The organism is Shinella sp. 838 (genome assembly GCF_029623935.1).
GTDB lineage: Bacteria > Pseudomonadota > Alphaproteobacteria > Rhizobiales > Rhizobiaceae > Shinella.
This window is the reverse complement of record NZ_JARSBQ010000013.1, coordinates 107403-127136: the sequence shown is the minus strand read 5'-3', so window position 1 is coordinate 127136 and position 19734 is coordinate 107403. Positions and strand designations below refer to the sequence as shown.

Sequence of the window (19734 nt, the reverse complement as noted above, 5' to 3'; positions counted from 1 at the left end):
CAAAGCCCTTGCTATAGGATGAGGGAATAATCCAAAGTTCCTGTCAGAGTCCTGTCAGCATCATGCGCATCCTGGTCATCGAAGATTCCATCGACATCGCCGAGGCGATCGACGCGAAACTGTCGCGGGCTGGCCACCATGTCACGCTGGCCGAAGACGGTATCTCCGGCGAGGAGCTTGCCATCCACGGCGAATTCGATGTGGTGGTGCTCGACATCAACCTGCCGAGGCGCAGCGGTTTCGACGTGATGGCGCATATGCGCGGCCGCAACTCCCCGACGCCCGTGCTCGTCATCACCGCCCGCAACCAGCTGGACGACAAGATCAGCCTGCTCGATCTCGGCGCCGACGACTATATCGTCAAGCCGTTCGATCTCGGCGAGCTGGAGGCGCGGCTGCGCGCCGTCACGCGGCGGCACCAGGGCCTTGCCAAGTCGCTTGTCCGGATTGGTACGCTTGAAGTGGACATGTCCGCCCGGGCGGCGCGGGTCGCCGGGCGGCTGCTCGAACTGGGGCGCCGCGAGTTCGAGGTGCTGGAGGTGCTTGCGGCCCACGCCGGCAGTACGGTGAGCAAGGACCGGCTCTACATGAAACTCTTCGGCCATGACGACGTGGGCACGCCCAATGCCGTGGAACTGTTGGTCTCGCGCGTTCGAAAGAAGCTGGAATCGAGCGACGTGGAGATCGTCACGCATCGCGGCGCCGGTTACGTGCTGCGCAGCAAGGCCGGCACGGTGACCTGATGGCACGACTGTCGATCGAGCGCCGGCTGCTGATCACGACTGCCTGCCTCTTCCTGGTCATCGGCAGCGTCCTGGCGCTGACGGTGCGTGCCTATGCGCGGCGGGCCGCCGACGAGGCGTTCGACCGGGTGCTGACGGCCTCGGCCCTCTCGATTGCCGACACGGTCGCCATAGAGGAGGGTGCCGTCGCCGTCGACATTCCCTATTCGGCCTTCGCTATCCTCGGCACGTCCCGTCTCAACCGGATCTTCTACCGGATCACCGCACCGGATGGCAGCCTGGTGACCGGCTCGCCGACGCTCGGCCTCGACATACCCGCGAACCCGAACGAGACGCTGCACCTGCACGACGCTATCTATCGCGGTGAGCCGGTGCGCATCGCCGCCGTGCAGCGCTACCGCGCCGACACGGTCACCGGAACGGGCGGCTGGATCGGCATCCAGGTGGCCGAGACGCGGGAGGCCCGCCGGGAGCTGGCAGGGCAGCTGACGCTGAACGGCATGCTGCCGGCGGTGGCGATCGCGCTGCTTGCCTGCGGCCTCATCCTCGCCTCGGTGCGCTCGGCCTTCTCGCCGCTGCGCCTCATCGAAAGCAATCTCAGGGCCCGTCGTCCGTCCGATCTCAGCCGCATTGAGACCGAAGTTCCGGCCGAGGTCTCGGCGCTCGTTTCCGCACTCAACGACTTCATGGACCGGCTGGGTTCGGTGCTTGACGGCGTCAAGCGCGTGACGGCGGACGCGGCCCACCAGCTGAGGACCCCGCTTGCAGCCATCCAGGCGCAGGCCGAGGTGGCGCTGGAAGAGGCGGCCGGCGAGCGGGTGAAGCGGCGCCTGACGCGCATCCACCACAATGCGCGCGAGGCGGGCCTCCTGGCCAACCAGCTGCTCTCCGACGCGACGACGCTGCACCGCCTTGAAACGCAGGAGCGGGAGGCTGTCGATGTCGGGCAGTCGGTGCAGGACGCGCTGCAGATGCTTCGGGCGGAGAGTGCCTATGCCGGGCTGATGCAGTCGCTTGCCCTTCACATGGAGGGCAGTGCCCTGCGCGTTATGGCCGAACCCGTGGTGCTGCGGGAAATGGTACGCAATATTGTCGAGAATGCCTTCATCCACGCGCCGGGCCCGACGCTCGTGCGGCTCTTCGAGCGGCAGGGGCAGGCCGTGCTGCAGGTGATGGACCGGGGGCCGGGCATACCGGATAGTGCCAAGGGCCGGGTGTTCCAGCGCTTCGTGCGCGCCGATCACCGGTCCGCCGGCTCAGGCCTTGGCCTGGCGATTGCGAAGGACGTGGCGGTTGCCTTCGGCGGCGCGATCGCGGTGGCCGACCGAGAGGGCGGCGGGCTTGTCGTCGAGGTCGTTCTGCCGGTCATTCGGGAAAGGACGGAATGATGCGGCTTTTTCCTGAGGGCCTTCGGTTGCGGAACGTCGGCGCCCTTCTCCTTCTCATGGCCTTGGTGATGCCGGGTTTCGCGGCGGCGCAGGAGCGCACGCTGCGGCTGGCCGGTGTCGTTTCCGAGGTGCGCATGGCGCCGTTGATCGTCTCGCTCTCGGTGAACCTGCCCGGCACGCGGCTCGTCTACAGCCGGCTCTCCTCCGCGCAGATCGCTGCAGCCGCCCGCCGCCCGCAGGATGCGCCGTTCGACATCGCCTCCCTGTCCTCGCCCGACGTCGCCGTTTCCATCGCCAACGAGGGTTATGCCGTGCCCGACGAGGCGGCCGGCGCGATGGCCGGTGTGCAGTGGCGCAACGAGGTCTTTGGCTTCTGGTCCGATCCTGCCGTGATCGTCGTGCGCAAGGCGGCATTCGAGAACCGCATGCCGCGCACCCGTATCGAACTGGTGCGCTCGCTCGAGCAGAACAGCGGTCGATTTGCCCGCCGCGTCGGCGTCGTCAATGTCGGCATTGACGATATCGGCTATCTGCTCGCCTCGCAGGATTCGATCCGCACCTCGCTCTATTGGCGGCTGATCCGGGCGCTCGGCGGGGCGAAGGCGAGGATCTATGACACGACGGACGATCTCCTGGAGGCGTTGCAGGCCGGTGATCTCGACGTTGCCTATAATGTGCCGCTCTCGGCCCTGCGATCCGGCGGCGACCTGCCCGAGGGCATGGAAGTTCTCGTCCCGCAGGATTACGTGCTCGCCGTTCCGTGGACGGTGCTGATGCCAAAGGGGGCTGCGAACCTGCGCGAGGCCCGCATCCTGCTGCACATGCTGCTGGCACCGGAGGGTCAGACGGCACTTTCCTCCGCAGGCTTTTCGCTCCCGCAGCAGCCTGCGGGTTTCGAGGGGCTGCAGAAGATCGAGCTTGGGCCGGAGCTTCTGGTCTTCCGTGACATGATCAAGCGCAGCCGGTTTCTTGATGCCTGGTTCCAGATGGTCGTCGGCTGAGGGCGCGCCTTTGACATGGTGGGCAACTCGTCATAGGTTTCGCCCCCATTTTCCGATGCTTTGGCGGCAAGAACCCTGAAAACGACCAAGAAGACCAAGGCGCAGAAGAGCCGCAGGCCCAAGACCCTTCTGCAGAAGCTGGCGGCTACCCCCGAAAAGCTGTTTTCGGGGGCGTTTCGCCAGCAATATGCTGCCCTGTGTTTCCGCATTGCGCCTGAAGGCCCCGGGATCGAAGTCCTCGTGGTAACCTCGCGCGATACCGGCCGCTGGATCATTCCCAAGGGCTGGCCGATGAAGGACAGGAAACCCTATGAGGCGGCCGCGATCGAAGCCTTCCAGGAGGCAGGCATTCGGGGAAAAGTCCACAAGAAACCGGTCGGCAGTTATACCTATCTGAAACTGCTCGACGACGGCGACGTGGCGCCCTGCATCGTCGATGTGTTCCAGATCGAAGCCACCGAGCTTGCCACGAAATTTAAGGAAAAGGGCGAGCGGCGGCTTGCCTGGGTCAGCCCGGACGAGGCGGCGCGTCGCGTGCGCGAAATCGAACTCAAGTCGCTGCTGGTGGAGTTCAAGCCCCGCTGAGGCCACCCTTTCGCGGGACTAGTGTCATCCCGCGGCCGGCGCAAGCTTTCTTGCAATGTCGAAGAAGGCGTTGACCAGTTTGCCGTTGGCACGCTCGCGCAGACAGATAAGGGCCTCGTCCATCAGCATTTCAGGCGCGTCGATGGGTATCGGGACGAGGCGGTTATCCTGCCCGAACTCGGCGGAGGAGACGAAGCCGACCCCGCCGCCCGCCGCCACGATCTCACGGACCGCCTCCCGGCCTTCCGCCTCGATGAGCGGCGTCAGCGACACGCCGCAGACGGCGGCCATCGCCTCCAGCTTCTGGCGGGTCTTGGAGCCGCGCTCGCGCATGACGAGAGGATGCGTCGCCAGTTCCGGGAATGTCACGGTCCTCTGGCCGGCGAGGGGATAGTCGCGGCTGGCAAAGGCGATGATCGGCGTCGAATTGAGCTTCAGGATCTCGAAGTCGCTGGATTGCGGCACCTCGCCGAGCACGCCGATATCCGCCTCATAGGCGTGCAGGCTGGTGATGACCGTCTCGGTGTTGCCGGCGTCGATCGAGACCTGCACGGTCGGATAGGCTCGACGGAAGGCCGCGAGGATGTGCAGGAGATGGTGGGCGGCATCGGCGACGATGCGCAGCTTGCCCGCCCGGAGCGCGCGGGATTCCGACAGCAGGTCGAGCGCCTGCTGCTCCACGTCGAACATGCGCCGCGTGACTTCCAGAAGCTGCTGGCCGGCCTGGGTCAGCGTTACCTGCTTCTTGTTCCGGTTGAAGAGCAGGACGTCGTATTCCTCCTCCAGCTTGCGTACCTGATCGGAAACGGCCGGCTGGGTCAGGAACAGTGCTTCCGCTGCACGCGAAAAGCCGCCGTGGATGGCAACGTTATGAAAGGCACGAAGCTGGACATAGCGCATGCGGCGACCCCCATTGATAGATTGAATCTATGCTTTCATTAATACGAACGATTTGATTTATGTAAAGCCGCGACGGATAGTTTTCGGATTTCCATTCTCTTGCGGAGCACGCCCATGAGTCTGTCGGCCGTCGCCCTCGAACTTGCCGCCGCCACCGTTCTTCTGCTCTACGCCGTCAGACTGGTGAAGACCGGCGTCGAGGCGGCCTCGGGTGATCTCGTGGCACGCAGTGTCGGTGGAGGCGGCAGCCGGCTGCGGGCGGCGCTTTATGGGTGTCTCGTCGCCATCGGCCTGCAGAGCTCCACGGCGGTCGCCATGCTCGCGGCCGGCTTTGCCATCAGCGGTGCGCTGGCGCTCGATGTTGGGCTCGCGGTGCTGCTCGGGGCGGATCTCGGCTCGGCGCTGGTGGTCAAGATCCTGTCCTTCGACCTTCATTGGCTTGCGCCGCTGCTCATTGCCGCCGGCGGGCTGCTGCATCTGAAGGCGCGAAAGCGCAAGACTGTCGAAGCCGGTCGCGCCGTGCTGGGTATCGGCCTCCTGCTCCTGTCGCTGCAGATGATCGGCCATGCAACGGCGCCACTGGCGCAAAGCCCGCTGCTGCCCTCCGCCATCGCCTTCATCGGCAAGGACGGACTGACAGTGATGATCCTTGCCGCGCTCTTCACCTGGGTGCTGCATTCCAGCGTCGCTGCCATTCTTCTCATTCTCACCTTCGCGGCCAGGGGCATCGTGCCGATCGATGTCGGCATACCGCTTGTCCTCGGTGTCAATCTCGGCGGCGGGCTCATTGCGCTCTGGCTGACGCGCGGCCTGCCGGTCGAGGGACGGCGCCTGCCGCTCGGCAATCTGTTCTTCCGCGCGCTGTTCAGCGCGGTGATCTTCACGCTGTTTTCACTGGATGTACCCTTTGCATGGCTGCCGGGCGAGACGGTCGCCGGCAAACTGGTCAACCTGCATGTGCTGTTCAATGCCGCGCTGGTTGCCGTCGGGCTCGTCACCTGTGGCTCGATGGCGCGCCTGGTTCGACTGCTGACGCCAGAGGTGGCGCGGGAGGGCGACTTTACCGCCCATGCCAGCGCGCTGGACCGTGCGCTGATCGACAAGCCGGCGCAGGCTCTGGCGGCTGCGGCGCGCGAGGTGTTGTACATGGGCAACCTCATTACCCGTATGCTGGAACCGGTGATGACGGTGATCGAGGCACCGACGCCCGAAGCCGTAAAGGCGCTCCGCCGCATCGATGGCGATATCCACCGGGCTCACAGCGAGATCAAGCTCTATATCGCTACGGTCAACCGCGGTGTGCTGACGGAAGAACAGTCTGCTCGCGGCATCGAGCTTACCGAAGCGGCAATCCATCTTGAATATGCCGGTGATGTGGTGGCGAAGAGCCTGTTGCAGATGGCGGAGGAACGGCTTGCCGGAGCGGGTGCCTTCTCGCAGGAGGGCTGGCGCGAGCTGACGCTGCTGCATGCTGCGGTGTTTTCGAATGTCCGGCTTGCGGCCAATCTGCTTGTCTCGCCGGACCCGGTCATTGCCCGTGAGATGGTGCGGCAGAAGGAGCACGTGCGCCGTCTCGTCGAGGAGAGCAGCAAGAGCCATCTGGAGCGGCTGCGCCAGGGCATAGGCGCGAGCATCCAGTCCAGCGACATGCATCTGGAGATCGTGCGTGCGCTGAAGGAGGTCAATTCTCTGGTCACGACCATGGCCTATCCGCGCCTGCGCGAGACGGGAGACCTCCTGGAAAGCCGTCTGATCCCTGCTGCCTGAAAGGCATAAATTTAATCGATGGATTGATACAAAAGAACGATTTTACAGATATGTGTTTCCACCGCATTGTCACATCCGGAAAAGCCAAATGCGAGGACGGACCATGCCCAACACCGCTTCTGACAGAACCATCGCACCGCTGGAGACGCCACGGCTCGGCGAGCCCTATCTCCTGACACCCGGCCCGCTGACGACGGCTTACGAAGTCAAGGAAGCCATGCTGCGGGACTGGGGCTCCTGGGATGGCGACTTCCGCGCCATGACGGCGGACCTGCGCCGCCAGCTGCTCGAGATCGCCGGCGATACGGCCGGTGAATTCGACTGTGTGCCGATGCAGGGCAGCGGCTCGTTCTCGGTGGAGGCGATGCTCGCCAGCTTCGTGCCGAAGGACGGCAAGGTGCTGGTGCTGAGCAACGGCGCCTATGGCAAGCGTATCGCCCAGACGCTGTCCTATCTCGGCCGCGACCATGCCGTCATCGACAAGGGTGACTACATGCCGCCGCGCGGTGTCGAAGTCGCCGCGGCGCTGGATGCCGACCCCGCCATCAGCCATGTCGTCGTCGTTCATTGCGAAACCAGTTCGGGCATCCTCAACCCGCTGAAGGAAATCTCCGACACCGTCTACGCCCGTGGTCGCAAGCTTCTCGTGGATTCCATGAGCGCCTTCGGTGCGGTGCCGGCCAGCCTTTCCGATTTCCGCTACGAGGCGATCGTCTCCTCGGCCAACAAATGCATCGAGGGCGTACCGGGCTTCGGCTTCGTCATCGCCCGCAAGAGCGAACTTGAGGCCGCCAAGGGCCGCAGCCATTCGCTGAGCCTCGATATGCATGCCCAGTGGGACTACATGAACAAGACCGGGCAGTGGCGCTTCACGCCGCCGACCCATGTCGTCGCCGCGTTCCTGGAGGCGTTGCGCATCCACCGCGAAGAAGGCGGGGTTGCCGCCCGCGGCGCGCGCTATGCCCGCAACCGTGACGTCATGGTAGCAGGCATGCGCGAGGCCGGCTTCGAGACGCTGCTCGCCGACCAATGGCTCTCGCCTATTATCGTCACCTTCTTCAGCCCGGCCCACACGGCCTTCGCTTTTGACCGCTTCTATGAACTGATGAAGGAGAAGGGTTTCATCATCTATCCCGGCAAGCTGACGGTGGTCGACAGTTTCCGTGTCGGCTGCATCGGCCGCATGGACGAGCATGTCATGCGCCGTGTGGTGGACGCCGCCCGCACGTCCCTTGCCGAAATGGGCGTCGACAGCGCCGCCCCGCCGGCCATCGCCCTTGAAGAACGCAGCCGCCTGGCGGCCTAACGAGAATGGAATCCCCGATGAACCAGATGTCCAAGATCACCGTCACCGCCAACCGCCGCACCTATCCCTGGCCGAATGTCCCGGCCATCGCCATCTGCCTCGACGGCTGCGAGCCGGCCTATCTCGACGAGGCCATCAAGGCCGGGCTGATGCCGACGCTCAAGCGCATCCGCAAGACAGGTACGGAGCGCACCGCGCTCAGCGTCATCCCGAGCTTCACCAACCCGAACAATCTCTCCATCGCCACCGGCCGCCCGCCGGCGATCCACGGTATCTGCGGCAACTATCTCTATGAGCCCGCGACCGGCAAAGAGGTGATGATGAACGACCCGCGGTTCCTGCGCGCGCCGACCGTCTTCAAGGCTTTTTATGATGCCGGCGCCAAGGTCGCCGTGGTGACGGCGAAGGACAAGCTGCGCGCACTGCTCGGCCATGGCCTGAAGTTCGACGAGGGCCGCGCCGTCTGCTTCTCTTCGGAAAAGTCCGACACGTCTACCAAGGCGGAACACGGCATCGACAACGCCTCGGCCTGGCTTGGCCTGCCGGTGCCGGAGGTCTATTCCGCCGACCTCTCGGAATTCGTCTTCGCCGCGGGCGTGAAGCTCCTCAAGGAGTTCCGCCCCGACGTCATGTACCTGACCACGACCGACTACGTGCAGCACAAATATGCGCCGGGCGTGCCGGAGGCCAATTCCTTCTACGAGATGTTCGACAAGTACCTGACCGAACTCGACGCGCTCGGCGCGGCGATCGTCGTCACGGCCGACCATGGCATGAAGCCGAAGCACAAGACGGACGGCACACCCGACGTCGTCTATGTGCAGGACCTGCTCGACGAATGGCTCGGCAAGGATGCCGCCCGCGTCATCCTGCCGATCACCGACCCCTATGTCGTGCACCACGGCGCGCTCGGCTCCTTCGCCACCGCCTATCTGCCTGAAATGGCCGACAAGGAGGAGATCATCGAGCGGCTGAAGGCGATCGAGGGCATCGACGTGGTGCTGTCGCGGCCGGAAGCCTGCGTGCGCTTCGAGCTGCCGGACGACCGCATCGGCGACATCGTGCTCGTTTCCTCGGAGAACAAGACGCTGGGCACCAGCGAGCACCGGCACGATCTTGCCGCGCTCAACGAACCGCTGCGCTCGCATGGCGGCCTCACGGAACAGGAAGTACCCTTCATCGCCAACCGCACCCTGCCGGAACTCTCTTCCGCCGGCACGCTGCGCAATTTCGACGCCTTCTACTACGCGCTCGTCGCCGCCGCGCAGCCGGCGCATTGAGGAGGGGGCGATGACCAAAGTGGAAACGACATTCGCGATCCGTCATGAGCCCATGCGGATCGCCGGCAAGAAGGTCGATACCGAAGGGCGGGTCGAGGTGCATTACCCCTGGAACGATGCCGTCATCGGCACCGTTCCGGCCGGCAATGCCGAGCATGCCAGAAAGGCCTTCGAGATCGCGGCCGCCTACCAGCCGAAGCTGACGCGCTACGAACGCCAGCGCATTCTCCTGAAGGCGGCCGAGCTGCTCGTCGCCCGCAAGGAGGAAATTTCCGATCTCATCACGCGGGAACTCGGCATTTCCAAGCAGGATTCGCTCTACGAAGTGGGCCGCGCCTTCGATGTGCTGACGCTGTCCGGCCAGATGTGTATCCATGACGATGGCGAGATTTTTTCCTGCGATCTCACCCCGCACGGCAAGGCGCGAAAGATTTTCACAACGCGCGAGCCGCTGACCGCCATCTCGGCGATCACACCCTTCAACCATCCGCTCAACATGGTGGCGCACAAGGTTGCCCCGGCCGTCGCGACCAACAACTGCGTCGTGCTGAAGCCGACGGAGCTGACGCCGATGACGGCGCTCATCTTCGCCGACATTCTCTATGAGGCTGGTTTGCCGCCGGAAATGCTGTCCGTCGTCACCGGCTGGCCCGGCGATATCGGTATGGAGATGATCACCAATCCGAATTTCGACTTGATCACTTTCACCGGCAGCGTGCCCGTCGGCAAGCTGATCGCTGCGCACGCCCATTACAAGCGCCAGATCCTCGAACTCGGCGGCAACGACCCGCTGATCATCCTCAACGACCTCTCCGACGACGATCTCGCAAGGGCGGCCGACCTCGCCGTCGCCGGCGCGACAAAAAATTCCGGCCAGCGCTGCACGGCCGTCAAGCGCATCCTCTGCCAGGAGCGTGTCGCCGACCGTTTCGTGCCGCTGGTGCTGGAGCGGGCGAAGAAGCTGAAATTCGGCGATCCCATGGACCGTGCGACGGAGCTCGGCACCGTGGTGCACGCCAGGGCCGCCGAAGTCTTCGAGCGCCGGGTGCATCAGGCGGCGGAAGAGGGAGCGGAAATCCTCTACAATCCCGGCCGCAAAGGCGCGCTGCTGCCGCCGATCGTCGTCGACCGCGTCTCCCATGCGAGCGAGCTCGTCATGGAGGAGACCTTTGCGCCGATCATCCCGATCGTCCGTGCACCCGACGATGACGACGCGCTGATCGCGCTCTCCAACTCCACTGCCTTCGGCCTTTCCTCCGGCGTCTGCACCAACGATTTCCGTCGCATGCAGAAATACATCGCGGGGCTGAAGGTCGGTACGGTCAACATCTGGGAAGTGCCGGGTTACCGCATCGAGATGAGCCCGTTCGGCGGCATCAAGGACAGCGGCAACGGCTACAAGGAAGGCGTCATCGAGGCGATGAAGAGCTTTACCAACGTCAAGACCTTCTCCTTGCCGTGGTGATCTGAAGCAATCCCCTGCGGGATCACCCCTTCTGGGAGCCGTTTCGTGCGGCTCCCTTTTTTTGTTGCCTGCTTTTCTTGCGGAGCGTGCCGATTCCGGCAGCAAGGGGCTTTGAGACGCCTGTTCAAGTGGCAGGTTTATTATAGTTTTTATCTTCCAAACGATAAGAATAATAAATTTTACTTACCAAAAACCCCTGCCAGAATGCCTCCTGAAGCCGACCACATGAAGGGTGACATCTAGATCGCCCGCCGCGCTTCCCGGATTTTTCCAGGCCTTCAGAGGAGATTTTCAATCATGAACAAACGCACGCTTTTTATGCTTGCCGGTGCCGTTTCCGCCGTGCTTCCGACCCTTGCCGCCGCTGAAACCCAGCTTACGGTCTACACCGCCGTCGAGGCCGTCGACCTTGACCGCTACAAGGCGACCTTCGAAAAGGCCCATCCCGATATCAAGATCAACTGGGTGCGCGATTCCACCGGCGTGATGACCGCCAAGCTTTTGGCCGAAAAGGACAATCCGCAGGCCGACGTCGTCTGGGGTCTTGCCGCGACCTCGCTGCTCCTCCTCAAGACCGAGGGCATGCTGGAAGGCTATGCGCCGAAGGGCGTCGAAGCGCTCGACAAGAAGTTCGTCGACAAGGACAACCCGCCGAGCTGGGTCGGCATGGACGCTTATGTCGCCGCGCTCTGCTACAACACGGTGGAGGGCGAAAAGCTTGGCCTGAAGGCACCGACGAGCTGGGAGGACCTGACAAAGCCCGAATACAAGGGCCATGTCGTGATGCCGAACCCGGCGTCATCGGGCACCGGCTTTCTCGACGTCTCCGGCTGGATGCAGATGTGGGGCGAGGAGAAGGCCTGGTCCTTCATGGACAAGCTGCACGAAAATATCTCGGCCTATACCCATTCCGGCTCGAAGCCCTGCAAGATGGCGGGTGCCGGCGAAGCCGTCATCGGCGTCTCCTTCGAGTTCCCGGGCGCCAAGGCCAAGAGCGCCGGTGCGCCGATCGACATCATCTTCCCCTCGGAGGGCTCCGGCTGGGAGGCCGAGGCGACGGCGATCATCGCGGGTACCGCCAATATCGAGGCGGCCAAGACGCTGGTCGACTGGTCGGTGACCAAGGAGGCCAACGAAATGTACAATGTCGGCTATGCCGTCGTTGCCTATCCCGGGGTCGCAAAGAAGGTCGAGCACCTGCCTGACGACATCGCCTCCAGAATGATCGACAACGACTTCGAATGGGCCGCCAACAACCGGGCCACCGTCCTGAAGGAATGGCAGAAGCGTTACGACGCCAAGTCGGAGCCGAAGAGCTGAGCCGATCGGCCGGGCGGAGCGCTTCTGTGCTCCGCCCTTCGCATTGTCCCGAAATTCCTGAAGCCAGCGGAGCTTGCAGATGAGACATGCCCTGTCGATCGAACCGACGCCCACCAACCTTCCCCGCACCGCAGATGCCGCGGCCCCCTATCTGGAAGTCGCCGATCTCTGGAAGGCGTATGGTGATTTCGTCGCGTTGCGCGACATTTCGCTCAGCATTGCCAGGGGCGAGTTCATCTGTTTCCTCGGCCCTTCCGGCTGCGGAAAGACGACCCTTCTGAGAGCGATCGCCGGCCTCGACCTGCAATCGCGCGGCACCATCCTGCAGGGCGGCCGCGATATCTCCACCTTGCCGGCTTCCAGCCGCGACTACGGCATCGTCTTCCAGTCCTACGCGCTCTTCCCGAACCTCACCATCGAGCAGAACATTGCCTTCGGCCTGGAAAACACCGGCCGCTCCAAGGCAGCGGTGGCTTCGCGCGTGTCCGAACTCCTGGAAACGGTCGGTCTGTCGGCGCATGGCAAGAAGTATCCAGCCCAGCTTTCGGGTGGCCAGCAGCAGCGCATCGCGCTCGCCCGCGCCATCGCCATTTCGCCCGGCCTGCTGTTGCTCGATGAGCCACTCTCTGCGCTCGATGCCAAGGTTCGCGTCCATTTGCGTCACGAGATCAAGGCCTTGCAGCGCAAGCTCGGTGTCACAACGATCATGGTCACACATGATCAGGAGGAGGCGCTCGCCATGGCCGACCGTATCGTCGTGATGAACCACGGCGTCATCGAGCAGGTCGGCTCGCCCACCGAGATCTACCGCCATCCGAGCACATTGTTCGTCGCCGATTTCATCGGCGAAACCAACCAGTTCCCGGCGCGGGTGCTGAAGGACGGCGAAGTGGAGATCGGCCATTCGGCCTTCTGCTGTTCGACCGAGGGTCTTTCGGCGGGCCACACCGCCACCGCCGTTGTACGTCCCGTCGACATCATCCCGCACGGTGCGCATGCGCATGCCGTCAATGCGGTCGATCGTCCGGCGACGCCGCAGAACCTCATCGACGCCGAAGTGCAGGAGATGGAGTTTCTCGGCATGTTCTGGCGCACGCGGCTGACCGCACCCCGGCTCGGCGATCGTACGCTGGTCGCCGATTTCTCCGTCAATGCCGTGCGCCGCCTCGGCATCGAAACGGGAGGCGCCATCCAGGTGGAGATCCCGCGCGAGCGTCTGCTGCTCTATCCGAGGAGTGTTTGAGGATGACGATCGCCCTCGAAGCGACCCACCTGCCGCTTGCCGGCAAAAGCCTTCGCCAGCAGACCTCCCGCGACGACCGGATCAAGCTCGGCTTCATGGCCGTCATCGGCCTCTACCTCATCATCGCGCTTGGTGCACCACTCTTCGTCATGCTGTCGAAGTCGCTGTCGACCTATAATTTCGACCTTGCCGCCTTCGAATTCCAGGTGAGCGATGAGAGCGCCGCGAACTGGGGGCCGGCCGTTACCGCAGCGGACATCAACCGGCAGCTTGGCGCGGTGTCGGAGGCCGAGCTTTCCACCAGCTCGGACGGCCGGCTTGCGGCGACGAAATTCTTCCCGGAGTTCAAGTTCCGCAGCCCCTTGCATTATCGCATCCGCGGCATCACGGATGATGCGGCCTTCCTGGCCGGCTCCACGCTGGAAAAAGGCACGGCGTGGCGTGAATATGATTCCGGCACCTTCCGGCGCGTCGTGCTGCGCCCTGCGCGCAGCCTCGGCCTGGAGAATTTCGCGACCTACTTCTCGACGCCGGCGCTTGCCCAGTCGGTCACCAATTCCGTGCTGATGGCCGCCATCAGCACGGTCGTCACCATTTCCATCGCGTTTGCGCTCGCCTACGGGTTGACGCGAAGCTGCATGCCGCTGAAGGGCCTTTTCCGCGGCATCCTCACCATCCCGATCCTCGTTCCGTCGCTTTTGCCCGGCATCGCGCTCGTCTATCTCTTCGGCAATCAGGGTGTCTTCAAGGACTGGCTGTTCGGTTACTCGATCTATGGCCCGATCGGTATCGTCATCGGCTCCGTCTTCTTCACGCTGCCGCACGCTTTCCTCATCATCCTCACGGCGCTTTCGGTCGCCGATGCACGACATTACGAGGCGGCCGCCTCGCTGAAGGCGAGCAAATGGCGCACCTTCAAGACCGTCACGGTGCCGGGCGCGCGCTACGGCATCGTCTCGGCCGCCTTCGTCGTCTTCACGCTCGTCATCACGGACTTCGGACTGCCCAAGGTGATCGGCGGGCAATATGGCATGCTCGCCGTCGATATCTACAAGCAGGTCATCGGCCAGCAGAATTTCGAAATGGGGGCGGTTGTCTCCGTCATCCTGCTAGTGCCGGCCGTGCTCGCCTTCGCTGTTGACCGGCGCATGCAGAGGCGGCAGGTGGCGCTGCTATCCGCCCGCGCCGTGCCCTATGCGCCAAAGCCGAATGCCCGGATGGATGCGCTGTGTTTCTCCTTCGCGTGTCTCGTCAGCCTCTTCATCATTGGCATGATCGCCATGTGCCAGATCGCCGCCGTGGTGAAGTTCTGGCCCTATGACCTGACGCTGACGACGAAGAACTTCGCCTTCGATCTGATGGATGGCGGTGGCTGGGCGGCGTATGGCAACTCGATCCGGCTCGCCCTGCTGACGGCGCTTTTCGGCTCGCTCGTCGTTTTCGCCGGCGCCTATATGGTGGAGAAGGCGGACGGCTTCCGGTTCGGCCGCGGTGTCTTCCACTTCCTGGCGATGATGCCGATGGCGGTTCCGGGCATGGTTCTCGGCCTTGCCTACATCTTCTTCTTCAACAATCCCGCCAATCCGCTCAACCCGATCTACGGCACGATGGCGATCCTTGTCGTCTCGACGGTGACGCATTTCTACACGGTGGCGCACCTGACCGCGCTCACCGCGCTGAAGCAGATGGACCCGGAGTTCGAATCCGTTGCCGCGTCGCTGAAGCAGCCCTTCCACCGGCTGTTCTTCCGCGTCACGGTGCCCGTCTGCCTGCCGGCGATCCTCAACATCGCGATCTATCTTTTCGTCAACGCGATGACGACGGTCTCGGCAGTGGTCTTCCTCTATTCCACCGACACCAAGCTCGCTTCGGTTGCCGTGCTCAATATGGATGATGCCGGGGATATCGCTCCTGCGGCGGCGATGGGCATGATGATCTTCTACACCAATGTCGCGGCCAAGCTGATTCACGCGCTGATCGCCCGTGGTCTCCTCGCCCGCACGCAGGCCTGGCGATAGCGCAAACGAAACGCGCCCTTCCTCCAGGCGGAGTAAGGGCGCGCGCCGGCTGGAAACCAGCAAGTGACCGCGTCAGGCGACGCGGTACTCCTGCATTACCTTCTGTTCACGACCCGGCTGACGTTGACGCTCCTGTTCCGCCATGCGCGAGCGCTGCGGCGTGCAGCCGTAGCGCTCGCGGTAGGTGCGTGAAAAATGCGAGGCGGTGGAGAAGCCGCAGGCCATGGCGATCTCGATGACGGGCAACGAGGAGGTGAGCAGCAGGAGATGGGCGCGCTCCAGCCGCAGGTCGAGATAGTACCGCGCCGGCGTACGCCCCATCTCCCGCTGGAACAGGCGCTCCATCTGGCGCCGGGAGAGGCCGCTTGCCGGCGACAGGTCGGTCAGCCGCAAGGGCTCGGCAAGGTTGGCCTCCATCTGTGAAATGACCTTGATCAGGAAGGCATTGTCGATCCCGAGCCGGGCCTGCAATGGCAGGCGCTGGCGCTCACCGGTCTGGCGTAACCGCTCGCACAGGGCGATCTCGCAGATGCGGTTGGCGGCATCCGCGCCGAGGTCTGCCATGACGGCGCACAGGAGCATGTCGAAGGGGGCGTTGCCACCGGCGCAGGTATAGAGCCCGCCGTCGATCTCGAAGGCGGTCTGGCAGGCCTTGGCACCGAAAAACCGTTCCGAGAAGTCCGGAAAGTGTTCCCAGTGCACGGCGCAGCGCCGTCCTTCGGCAAGGCCGGCGCGTGCCAGTGGGTAGAGCCCGCCGGCAAAACCTCCGACGACTATCCGGTTGCGGCCACACAGGCGAAGCCAGGCCTCCAGCGCCCGGTCGGGCAATGGCACCCGTCGCCCACCGCAAACGACGACACATCGTGTCTGCCCCGCCCGCAGCATCCCCTCCCGTTCGTCGGCGAGCGATCCGTCCGCCGCAACGCGCATGCCGCAGGATGACAGCGCCGGCCGACCATCCGCTGTGACCGTGCGCCAGCCATAGACCGGCCTGCCTTCCACGTCATTGGCAAGGCGCAGCACCGTGGCCGCCGCGGAAAACGCCTGCAGCGAGAAACCGTCGAGCAGGTAGAAGGTGAAGGAACGGCCGCATGTGCCTGCGTGTTGCATGGTCTCCTCCTGAGCGGGCTTGGGTTGAGAAAATGCAGAATGAAAGAAAATATTACATTATGCAACATATATGGACATCGTATATGTGGATTTTTCTCGACCGCGATGGAGACGGTGGCGGAACGGACGGATTTAGCCGCATTTTTTCGTCCAGCTTGTCAAAGCGACAAAAATGATCGCAGATAACATCATGTCCGACAGTCAAAGCGCCCGTGCCCTAGCCCCCCGCCGCCACACTGAGATCCTGCGCCGCCTCGCGGCAGATGGAACGGTCGGTATCACCGAACTCGCCGAATTCTTCGATGTGTCGCGGCAGACGATCCGGCGGGACCTGAAGCTGCTTGCCGATCGCGGGCAGCTCGACCTCGTCCATGGCGGTGCGACCCTGTTCGAGCCGACCGAGGCGGCCTTTACGGAGCGTCGGGAGGAAAATGCCGATGCCAAGGCGGCAATCGGTCGGGCGGCGGCCGGTCTCGTGCGGGACGGAATGGTGGTCTTCCTCGATTCCGGTACCACGACCCTGGCGGTGGCGCAGGCGCTGGCGGAGCGGAAAAACCTAACAGTTTGTACCACATCGCTGTCGATTGCACTTTTGATGTGCCGCCAGCCGCTGGTGCGTGTGCACATGCTGGGCGGCGAGATCGATCCGGACGAGGAGGCTGCCGTCGGCGTCGATGCGCTGGAAGCGATCCGCCATTTTCGCGTCGACGTCGCCTTTCTCGGCGGTGGCGGCCTGTCGCCCGATGGCGAGGTGACCGACTTCACCCGCAATGGCGCCGAGCAGCGTTCGCGCATGGTGGCGACGGCGGGCAAGGCCTATTTCGTGCTCGACAGCTCCAAGTTCGGCCGGCTGACGCCCTTGCGCATTCCGCGTTTCGAACTTGCCGCCGGTATCATTACCGATCGCCTGCCGCCGGAAGCCATCTGCGAGGCGCTGGAGCGAAAGGGGCCGGTCCTGATCGTTCCGACTTGATGAAATGTAATATTTTGTAACTTTTTGTCTTGCTCTTTGGCGGTGTTTTGTTACCGTGCGGCCTTCCATGGCATCGGGAGGTCGTTTCATGGCACAGGAATTTCCAACGCAGGCACAGGTCGTCATCATCGGCGGCGGGATCATCGGCTGCTCGGTCGCATATCATCTGACGAAACTCGGCTGGCGGGACGTCGTGCTCCTGGAGCAGGGGCAGCTGAGCGGCGGCACCACCTGGCACGCGGCAGGCCTCGTCGGCCAGTTGCGCAGCCATGCCAACATGACGAGCCTCATCAAATACTCGACGCAGCTCTATACCGAGCTGGAGGCCGAGACCGGGCTTGCCACGGGCTGGAAGAACTGCGGCTCGCTTTCGGTCGCGCGCACCGTCGATCGCATGACCGTGCTGAAGCGCACGGCCGCCTCCGCCCGGGCGCAGGGCGTCGCCATCGAGGTGATCTCGCCGAAGGAGGCGCAGGACCTCTGGCCTGTCATGGCGATCGACGACCTCGTCGGCGCCGTCTGGTTGCCGGGCGACGGCAAAGCCAATCCGACGGATCTCACGCAGTCGCTTGCCAAGGGCGCGCGCAGCCGCGGTGCCCGTATTTTCGAGCGTGTCCGGGTCACCGGCGTCTCCGTGGCGAATGGTGCCGTCACGGGCGTGGAGACGGATCGCGGGGCGATCTCGGCCGAGATCGTCGTCAACTGTGCCGGCCAATGGGCGCGCAAGGTCGGGAAAATGTGCGGTGTCTCGGTGCCGCTCCATTCGGCCGAGCATATGTATATCGTCACGGGTCGTATCGAGGGCGTGCATCCGGACCTGCCGGTCATGCGGGATCCTGACGGCTACATCTACTTCAAGGAGGAGGTCGGAGGCCTCGTCATGGGCGGCTTCGAGCCGGAGGCGAAGCCCTGGGGCATGGCCGGCATTCCCGACGATTTCGAGTTCGCCCTGCTGCCGGACGACTGGGACCAGTTCGAGATTCTCATGCAGAGCGCACTGCAACGCGTGCCGCAGCTCGCCACGTCCGAGGTCAAGAAATTCTACAACGGCCCTGAGAGCTTCACGCCGGACAACAATTTCATCCTCGGGGAGGCGCCGGAGCTGAAGAATTTCTATGTCGGCGCCGGTTTCAATTCGATGGGCATCGCGAGTGCCGGCGGCGCCGGACGGGCGCTGGCGGAATGGATCGTCAACCGCGCACCGACCATGGACCTCTGGCCCGTCGACATCCGCCGCTTCGCCACTTTCAACAACAATCCCCGCTGGCTGCACGACCGCGTCAAGGAAACGCTCGGCCTGCACTATGCCATGCCCTGGCCGAACCGGGAGCTGGACACAGCCAGGCCCTTCCGCCGTTCGCCGCTCTATGACCGGCTTGCCGCCAAGGGCGCCTGCTTCGGTTCGAAAATGGGCTGGGAGCGCGCCAACTGGTTTGCCGCCCCGGGCGAGGCGGCTGTAACCGCCTATGCCTTCGGCCGGCAGAACTGGCACGAGGCGGTGAAACGGGAGATGAAGGCGGTGCGCGAGGCGGCCGGCCTTTTCGACCAGACGTCCTTTGCCAAGCTTCTCGTCCAGGGACGGGATGCGGTGTCGGTGCTCAACCGGATCTGCGCGGCCGAGATTGATGTGGAGATTGGCCGGTCCGTCTATACCGGGCTTCTCAACGAGCGGGGTGGCTATGAGAGCGACCTGACGGTCCTGCGCCTTGCGGCCGACCGTTTCCTTCTCATCACCGGCTCGGCGCAGGCCGTTCATGATGCGGACTGGATCGGCAGGAACATACCGGCCGGTGCCCATGCGACGCTCACCGATGTGACCTCGGCCTATGCGGTCCTGGCGCTGATGGGGCCGAAGTCGCGGGACATCCTGGTTCGCCTCACCAGCGCGGACATTTCCAACGAAGGCTTCCCCTTCGCCACGAACCGGGAGATCGACATCGGCTATGCTACCGCCTATGCGAACCGTATGACCTATGTCGGCGAGCTCGGCTGGGAGCTGATCGTACCGACGGAATTCGCCGTCGGCGTCTATGAGGCGCTGCAGGAGGCGGGACGCGATGCCGGGTTGGTGGATTGCGGCTATTATGCACTGGAGGCGCTGCGGCTTGAAAAAGGCTATCGTGCGTGGAGCCGCGAGCTGACACCGGACGTCACCCCCTATGAGGCGGGTCTTTCCTTCGCGGTATCTCTTGACAAGGCGGGTGGTTTCATCGGCCGGGAAGCGCTGGTTGCGGCAAAGGCGAGCGGCACGCCGTCGAAGCGTATCGTGCAGTTCACGGTCGATGATCCCCTGCCGATGCTCTGGGGCGGCGAGCTCATTCTTCGCGACGGCAAGCCGGTGGGCGAGGCCCGCTCGGCGGCCTATGGCCACACGCTCGGCCGTGCCGTCGCCTTGGGGCTCGTCGAGAATGCCGCCGGCGTGGACAAGGCCTTCCTGGAGAACGGGCGCTTTGAAGTCGACCTTGCGGGTGAACGGTTCGCGCTGACGGTGCATCTTGCGCCGGCCTATGATCCGAAGGCTGCGCGCGTCAAGGCCTAGGACTGCCCTCGTGAATGCACAAGGCCACCGCCGATGTCGCGGCGGTGGCCTTTCATGTGCGTCCACCGACAGGGCTGCCGAGGTCACGGGGTGTTC

15 protein-coding genes are annotated in these 19734 nt (G+C 63.9%); 13 read left to right on the top strand and 2 right to left on the bottom strand.

Annotated features, from left to right (window positions below):
* Window positions 1-62 precede the first annotated feature (62 nt).
* The 4 genes from P9A16_RS28495 (at window position 63) to P9A16_RS28480 (ending at window position 3717) form a co-directional block, all read left to right on the top strand.
* Entirely contained in the window at window positions 63-743 is a 681-nt protein-coding gene (locus P9A16_RS28495; protein ID WP_023517120.1) for a response regulator transcription factor, read from the top strand.
* Window positions 743-2131: a sensor histidine kinase gene (locus P9A16_RS28490; protein WP_024270642.1), complete on the top strand. Its 1389-nt coding sequence runs from the start codon at window positions 743-745 to the stop codon at window positions 2129-2131. Before P9A16_RS28495 ends, P9A16_RS28490 begins: the two co-directional genes overlap by 1 nt.
* Window positions 2128-3132, top strand: a complete 1005-nt coding sequence (locus P9A16_RS28485) for an ABC transporter substrate-binding protein (protein ID WP_278026262.1) — start codon at window positions 2128-2130, stop codon at window positions 3130-3132. The genes P9A16_RS28490 and P9A16_RS28485 overlap by 4 nt, the downstream gene beginning before the upstream one ends.
* Before the next feature lie 75 nt (window positions 3133-3207).
* A complete protein-coding gene (locus tag P9A16_RS28480) occupies window positions 3208-3717 on the top strand; it encodes an NUDIX hydrolase (protein ID WP_037407534.1) in 510 nt (169 codons plus the stop codon).
* Between the two features lie 24 nt (window positions 3718-3741).
* Here the strand turns inward: P9A16_RS28480 and P9A16_RS28475 are convergent, their stop codons facing one another.
* Complete coding sequence (locus P9A16_RS28475; RefSeq protein ID WP_023513912.1) at window positions 3742-4617, bottom strand: LysR substrate-binding domain-containing protein; 876 nt, start codon at window positions 4615-4617, stop codon at window positions 3742-3744.
* A 114-nt stretch (window positions 4618-4731) separates the two neighbouring features.
* Between P9A16_RS28475 and P9A16_RS28470 the strand changes: the two genes are divergently transcribed.
* The 7 genes from P9A16_RS28470 to P9A16_RS28440 all read left to right on the top strand — a co-directional run bounded on the left by P9A16_RS28470 (window position 4732) and on the right by P9A16_RS28440 (window position 15016).
* Complete coding sequence (locus P9A16_RS28470) at window positions 4732-6384, top strand: Na/Pi cotransporter family protein (RefSeq protein WP_023513911.1); 1653 nt, start codon at window positions 4732-4734, stop codon at window positions 6382-6384.
* 103 nt (window positions 6385-6487) lie between these two features.
* Window positions 6488-7690 carry a 2-aminoethylphosphonate--pyruvate transaminase gene (locus P9A16_RS28465; protein WP_023513910.1) on the top strand — a complete coding sequence of 401 codons (1203 nt, stop codon included), beginning with the start codon at window positions 6488-6490 and terminating at the stop codon, window positions 7688-7690.
* Window positions 7691-7707: 17 nt separating this feature from the next.
* The gene (phnA, locus tag P9A16_RS28460) at window positions 7708-8970 is read left to right on the top strand and encodes a phosphonoacetate hydrolase (protein ID WP_023513909.1); all 1263 of its coding nucleotides are present in this window, start codon (window positions 7708-7710) and stop codon (window positions 8968-8970) included.
* A gap of 10 nt (window positions 8971-8980) precedes the next feature.
* Complete coding sequence (gene phnY / locus P9A16_RS28455; RefSeq protein WP_023513908.1) at window positions 8981-10435, top strand: phosphonoacetaldehyde dehydrogenase; 1455 nt, start codon at window positions 8981-8983, stop codon at window positions 10433-10435.
* Window positions 10436-10732: 297 nt separating this feature from the next.
* A complete protein-coding gene (locus P9A16_RS28450; RefSeq protein WP_023513907.1) occupies window positions 10733-11755 on the top strand; it encodes a putative 2-aminoethylphosphonate ABC transporter substrate-binding protein in 1023 nt (340 codons plus the stop codon).
* 79 nt (window positions 11756-11834) lie between these two features.
* The gene (locus tag P9A16_RS28445; RefSeq protein WP_024270641.1) at window positions 11835-12998 is read left to right on the top strand and encodes a putative 2-aminoethylphosphonate ABC transporter ATP-binding protein; all 1164 of its coding nucleotides are present in this window, start codon (window positions 11835-11837) and stop codon (window positions 12996-12998) included.
* A gap of 2 nt (window positions 12999-13000) precedes the next feature.
* Window positions 13001-15016, top strand: a complete 2016-nt coding sequence (locus P9A16_RS28440) for a putative 2-aminoethylphosphonate ABC transporter permease subunit (RefSeq protein WP_023513905.1) — start codon at window positions 13001-13003, stop codon at window positions 15014-15016.
* Window positions 15017-15088: 72 nt separating this feature from the next.
* Here P9A16_RS28440 and P9A16_RS28435 read toward each other — a convergent pair whose 3' ends face one another.
* On the bottom strand, window positions 15089-16126 hold the full coding sequence (locus P9A16_RS28435) for a GlxA family transcriptional regulator (RefSeq protein WP_023514200.1): 1038 nt from the start codon (window positions 16124-16126) through the stop codon (window positions 15089-15091).
* Between the two features lie 190 nt (window positions 16127-16316).
* Here P9A16_RS28435 and P9A16_RS28430 point away from each other — a divergent pair, with 190 nt between their 5' ends.
* Window positions 16317-17099, top strand: a complete 783-nt coding sequence (locus P9A16_RS28430) for a DeoR/GlpR family DNA-binding transcription regulator (RefSeq protein WP_037405406.1) — start codon at window positions 16317-16319, stop codon at window positions 17097-17099.
* Between the two features lie 88 nt (window positions 17100-17187).
* Window positions 17188-19638, top strand: a complete 2451-nt coding sequence (locus P9A16_RS28425; RefSeq protein ID WP_023514202.1) for a GcvT family protein — start codon at window positions 17188-17190, stop codon at window positions 19636-19638.
* Window positions 19639-19734 lie beyond the last annotated feature (96 nt).